Origin of the sequence: Phormidesmis priestleyi ULC007, from assembly GCF_001895925.1 — a bacterium.
In the GTDB taxonomy this organism is placed as follows: Bacteria; Cyanobacteriota; Cyanobacteriia; order Leptolyngbyales; family Leptolyngbyaceae; genus Phormidesmis_A; species Phormidesmis_A priestleyi_A.
The window spans coordinates 1-5,409 of record NZ_MPPI01000079.1; the positions used below are offsets into that span (position 1 = coordinate 1).

Sequence of the window (5,409 nt, forward strand, 5' to 3'; positions counted from 1 at the left end):
CATCATCGGTTTGGTTGATAAAGCTAAGCAGATCTTGCATACCATCTTTCACGGTTGTCATCAGGGGTCACGACCCACTCAGCCTTCATCTTACAACTGATTTAGGATTGCTATAGTTGCACATTTAGCAAATAACGTAAAAGGAAATGCAGACTTATGCGCCTATTTCTTTCTACAAGCAGAACGATTACTGAATAAATCAGGCGGATTTGGACTTGTTGCGACAAATACGATTGCTCAAGGTGATTCTCGCGAAGTTGGATTAGATCAATTAACTGCTAGTGGTAATGTGATTACTCGCGCTGTACCTAGTCGCCCTTGGGCAGGAACCGCAAGCTTAGAAGTTGCATACATTTGGTTATATAAACAGCAATGGCAAGGCGAATATACCTTAGATGATAAGATTGTTGCTGGAATTACAGCATTTCTCACAACACCTGGAAAATCGCTTGGCAATCCTCACCAACTCATCGCAAATCAAAATAAATCCTATATTGGCTCATATACTTTAGGCATGGGATTTGTTCTTACGCCCGAAGAAGCACAGGTACTCATCGACAAAGATCCAAAGAATCAAGAAGTGCTGTTTCCCTATCTTAATGGTGAAGATTTGAACTCACGCCCCGATCAATCTCCGAGCCGTTGGGTGATTAATTTCAAAGATTATCCGTTGGACGCAGAACATGATGATTCAAAGAAGCCGAAAGGTGCGCCCTATGCGTCGGACTATCCTAATTGTTTGGCAATTTTGCGAGAAAGAGTAAAGCCAGAGCGATCAACTAAAGCAAAAGATGTTGCTGCTGCTCCTTGGTGGCAATTTTGGCGCATTCGCTCAGAGCTTTATGGGTTGATCGAGGAGTGTGATCGAGTTTTGCTTAGAGCAAGAATTGCAAATATGCACTCGGTTATATTCGTTCCCAACAACTGGGTTTATAACGAAAAATTAGTTGTTTTTACAGATTGTTCCTTGGCAATTCTGCAATCCAACATTCATGAAATCTGGGCTAGGGAATATAGCTCAAGCCTGAAAAAGGATATGCAGTATACTCCTTCCGACTGCTTTGAAACCTTCCCCTTCCCCACACCCGATCCCTCAGACCTCAGCACCCAATTCCCAACCCTCGACACGATCGGCGAAACCTACTACACCCATCGCCAGTCAGTAATGCGCGATCGCCAAGAAGGGCTGACCAAAACCTACAACCGCTTCCATAACACCAGTGAGATGGCAGATGATATTCAGAAATTGCGATCGCTGCATATTGAAATGGATGAGGCGGTAGCTGCTGCGTACCAAGCCACCGTTGAAAATTGGCACGATCTCGACTTAGAACACGATTTCCATCAAACCAAACAGGGCATCCGCTTCACTATCAGCGAAACTGCGCGGCGGGAAGTGCTAGATCGGCTGTTGGAGTTAAACCATAAGCGCTACGCCGAAGAAGTTGCCCAAGGCTTACATGAGAAGAAAGGCAAAAGTAAAAAAGCAAAAGGTAAAACTACTAAAAAGCAAAAAACAACTGGAGACGACCCCCAGGAAGAGCAAATCAGTCTGTTCTAGCCGCCTCGTTTGATAAAGTGAAATCAGAAATGAGGAAAACAAGGCATGGCAGAAACCGTCAACCTCGAACAAACCCTACTAGAAACAGTGCGATCGCTCTCTCCATCCAAGCAGGAAGCCGTCCTTCACTTCGCGCGCTCCCTTAAAACTTCGCAGAGCGAATCGCTCTCTAGCCACACTCAACAAACCCCGCCACCGCTCACGCTTTCCCTTCAACAAATCGCCAAGCTGCCCGTTCGCGATCGTAATCAACTCCTCACACCCTATGTTTCTGCAATGGCAGAAGACTTTCAGACTGATCCAGAACTGACTGAATTTTCAGTATTGGATACAGAAGACTGGGAGGATTAATTTTGTCTGTTCCCAAACACAGTGAAATTTGGCTCGTTGATCCCAATCCCACCAGAGGGCAAGAAATCCAGAAAACTCGACCTGTTGTTGTCATCCGCTCAAACGTTTACCAGCCGATTGCCATCCGAATCGTCATTCCAATCACAACCTGGCAAGAAAAATTTATTACTCGTCCCTTCATGGTGAAAATTCCTTCAACCTCTGATAACAGACTCGATCGAGACTCTGCTGGCAATGTTCTGCAAGTTCGCAGTGTCTCAACCGAACGGTTTGTAGCTCAGATTGGGCACATTGAGCAAGATCAACTCAAAGAATTATTAGCAGGTTTGGTCATCTGCGTTGAATATGATCCAGATGCCTAAACCCTTATGGTTGGCGAGACCTCGACTTAGGGCACAGCTTCCACAAAACCAAACAGGGCGATCTCTTCACCATCAGCGAAACGGCAAGACGGGAAGTGCTCGATCGGCTTTTGGAGTTGAACCACCAGCGCTACGCCGAAGAAGTCGCCCAGGGTTTGCACGATAAGAAAAAGGCAAAGGGCAAAGGGCAGAAGGCAAAGGGTAAGAAATCAGGGGCAATTGAGCCAGAAACCGTGCAACAAGGCGAATTGTTTTAAACTAGAAACAAGCACAGCGGAGATTGACCGATGCAAAGCATAGCCAACCTTGAGCAAACCCTTCTCGAAAACCTGCGGCAACTTCCTCCTGAAAAGCAGCAGGAAGTTCTAGACTTTGCTGAATTTCTCCGGCAAAAAACAGCTCCTAAAAAACCGCGTCGTAGCCTCAAAGGCTTGTGTGCCGATCTCAACATCCACATCACCGAAGAAGACATCGCCGAAGCTCGCCGCGAAATGTGGGGTAATTTTCCTAGAGAGTTTCCAGAATAATGGCAGTTGTGATCGATACACATATCATCGTCTGGTACATCCTGGAACCAGGGCGATTATCAAACCCTGCATCTATTCTGCTTGAACAAACCGTAAATGATGGAGAGCTAATCTACCTTTCAGCTATCTCGATCGTTGAAATTTGCTTCCTCATCGAACGAGGGCGTTTGCCTGCAATTGTTTTAGAGCGCCTAACTGAAGCAATGAATCAACCGGATAGTAGCGTGGTACTGGTGCCACTCGATCAAGCAATTAGCCTGACAATTCCGCAAATCGATCGCACTACCGTTCCCGAAATGCCCGATAGAATTATTGCTACAACCGCACTACACCTCAATCTGCCTCTCATTACTCGCGATCATCGCATTCAAGCTCTGCAAAACATCCAGACCATTTGGTAATTCTCTCATTCGAGCACACGCATCATGACTGAATTGATCAGGCGCTCACACAGTGTCTCCAAAGGAGCATCGCAGATTCCAGTTCCATCTGAAGACATTGCTAAACTCTGTCAGCAGTATCATATCCGTTGGCTTGCCCTCTTTGGCTCTGTGCTACGAGATGACTTCCGCCCCGATAGCGACATCGACATTTTGATCGAATTTGAACCAGGACATACCCCCGGTTTTGCCTTCATTGATATTCAAGATAAACTTTCAGAACTCTTCAAGCGAACCGTTGACCTAAATACTCCTCAAGATCTCAGTCGCTACTTCCGCGATCATGTGTGGCAGAAGCCGAGGTTTACTAGGGACAGCGGGGATGAGGTTCGCCTGCGCCATATGCTGGATGCTGCCCAAAAAACGATCGCCATCCCGGATTTCAAAAGCGACGCTTTGCTTAGCCTTGCCCTCACCGATCTCTCAACGCTCCAACTGCCCGTGGTTTCGGAACCTGAGCGACAAACGATCGTGCTGCAATATCGGCGGTTTGCTTTCCTGGGCGATCGTCTACTTGATGCCGTTCTGGCAGGCTATCTTTTTACTACTCACCCAGACTTAACCAATCAAGATCTCGATGACTGGAGGCAAGAAATTACCTGTCGTGAATCCTTAACTGAATTCGCGATCAAGCTAGGGTTGTCCAACTTCTGCTCATCCTGGAATAAACAAAACCGAAAACCGCCTGAAGAAGAGCCGGGTGTCTATGGGGAAATGTTCGAGGCTCTAGTTGCCGTGATTTACCTGGATAGCGATCGCAGTTTTGAACGAGTTTATAAGTGGTTGTGCGATCGCTTCATCCAAGAAGCTGTTGAATCTTACGAGGAAGATGCTGATTTCGATGACGATTTCGATACCACTGTTACGACCAGAGACTATCTGGACATGATCGGCTTAGATGATTTTTCTGATTATGGTTGGGCACCCGGTGATGACGATGACTAAATCTTGACAAGACGGTTCGTGACTTGTGCTATTTAGATGGGAATTCTAACAAGAACGCTAGAGTTCGTGTCCTATGTCAGGCTCCCTTCAGGTATTAAAACCGTTGTTCAAGCTAAGTCGTCGTCGTTTCAATCAACTCACTGCCCTGGCAGCAATCAGTATCCTGGCTGGCGGACTAACTTCCTGCAGTGATGCCCCCAAGCCTCCTCTAGTTGTTGTGCATCGGGAGACGTATCACATTTTTATTGGTAATAAGCTAGTTCAAGAGGGCGGGGAACAAACTGTGACCCTAAAATCTGGCATTATAAAAACAATTTCTATCTCAAGGCGAACTACGGAAAAAACAGAGACTACCCTGAAGAATGCTGCTCTTGATGGTGGTGACGCAATTGTCATTCTACATACTCTATATGATCCTCAGATTGAGATTGATGGAGTAGTTGAACAAGCAATTCTCTCTACCCCCTTGCTGAAAGCTACTCACGATCGGTGTCGAGATGTTTATCACCAAGTTAAGAAGGGCGATCGTATCCGCGATCCTCAAGCTCTCGATGTCCTTGATACCATCGTGTCTGGCTCATCCAAAATAAGAAACGCAAAGAATGGCAACTTGATTCAGCAACGGTATAGGCTCGCAAGCCAGAACTCTAGACTGGTTGAGTTACAAACCTACCTTGAAGTAGCTGTTGATAGATCTGAAATTCCCCCAGAGCGAAAACAGCAACTCAAAGGAATTTATCAATATGTTCGAGCAGGTGAAGCACTCCCCAGTGTTGCAGACTTGGATGCTTTGACAGCAATTGATGCAATTGTTCAGGGTTCTACTCTGCCTGTTCCACTCCGACAACGTTATGCGTTCGCCAGCGCTCAAACACGAGCCTTTACAGCAGACGAAGCGATTCAAAACCTTATCCGCAGTAGTCATCATGCTGAGGGTGAGGCAGGTTCCTACCTCGAAACTTATAACCGAATATGGTTGGGACTAGATATTAAGAATCAGGTTATTCTCACCAGCTTAAATCTACTCATTGACAAGTCGAATCTTCCACCAGAGGTCAAAACGATTTACAAGTTAGCCCACGATCGTTTCTTTAACCAGAATAAGCAACTTGAGTGTTGTGATGTCGAGGGAGAAAAATCGAAGTCCTTCTATGGCGGGATGAACAGGAGTGAGGAATGCGGGAAAGTGCAGATGAATTCAGGCTCGTCAGGGAGGTTCAAGG

At 46.2% G+C, this 5,409-nt stretch carries 8 protein-coding genes; all 8 read left to right on the forward strand.

Annotated elements, in window-relative coordinates:
• Window positions 1-289: 289 nt before the first annotated feature.
• Window positions 290-1,561, forward strand: coding sequence for a type IIL restriction-modification enzyme MmeI (locus tag BRW63_RS26560; protein WP_073075318.1), 1,272 nt, complete (start codon window positions 290-292; stop codon window positions 1,559-1,561).
• Between the two features lie 45 nt (window positions 1,562-1,606).
• Complete coding sequence (locus tag BRW63_RS26565) at window positions 1,607-1,912, forward strand: hypothetical protein (RefSeq protein ID WP_073075319.1); 306 nt, start codon at window positions 1,607-1,609, stop codon at window positions 1,910-1,912.
• A 2-nt stretch (window positions 1,913-1,914) separates the two neighbouring features.
• On the forward strand, window positions 1,915-2,274 hold the full coding sequence (locus tag BRW63_RS26570; protein ID WP_073075320.1) for a type II toxin-antitoxin system PemK/MazF family toxin: 360 nt from the start codon (window positions 1,915-1,917) through the stop codon (window positions 2,272-2,274).
• 95 nt (window positions 2,275-2,369) lie between these two features.
• A complete protein-coding gene (locus BRW63_RS29335; protein WP_219898753.1) occupies window positions 2,370-2,531 on the forward strand; it encodes a hypothetical protein in 162 nt (53 codons plus the stop codon).
• Window positions 2,532-2,561: 30 nt separating this feature from the next.
• Window positions 2,562-2,801 (forward strand): DUF2281 domain-containing protein, encoded by a 240-nt coding sequence (locus BRW63_RS26575; protein WP_073075321.1) that lies wholly within the window; start codon window positions 2,562-2,564, stop codon window positions 2,799-2,801.
• Window positions 2,801-3,202, forward strand: a complete 402-nt coding sequence (locus BRW63_RS26580; RefSeq protein WP_219898754.1) for a type II toxin-antitoxin system VapC family toxin — start codon at window positions 2,801-2,803, stop codon at window positions 3,200-3,202. The genes BRW63_RS26575 and BRW63_RS26580 overlap by 1 nt, the downstream gene beginning before the upstream one ends.
• Before the next feature lie 24 nt (window positions 3,203-3,226).
• Entirely contained in the window at window positions 3,227-4,186 is a 960-nt protein-coding gene (locus BRW63_RS26585; protein WP_073075323.1) for a ribonuclease III domain-containing protein, read from the forward strand.
• 283 nt (window positions 4,187-4,469) lie between these two features.
• On the forward strand, window positions 4,470-5,409 hold a 940-nt coding region (locus BRW63_RS26590), incomplete at its 3' end, for a hypothetical protein (RefSeq protein WP_223257534.1).

Bases quoted from the DNA above. Each gene is read 5' to 3' on its own strand.
- BRW63_RS26565 (WP_073075319.1), top strand. From the start codon at position 1,607: ATGGCAGAAACCGTCAACCTCGAACAAACCCTACTAGAAACAGTGCGA.
- BRW63_RS26575 (WP_073075321.1), top strand. From the start codon at position 2,562: ATGCAAAGCATAGCCAACCTTGAGCAAACCCTTCTCGAAAACCTGCGG.
- BRW63_RS26580 (WP_219898754.1), top strand. From the start codon at position 2,801: ATGGCAGTTGTGATCGATACACATATCATCGTCTGGTACATCCTGGAA.
- BRW63_RS26585 (WP_073075323.1), top strand. From the start codon at position 3,227: ATGACTGAATTGATCAGGCGCTCACACAGTGTCTCCAAAGGAGCATCG.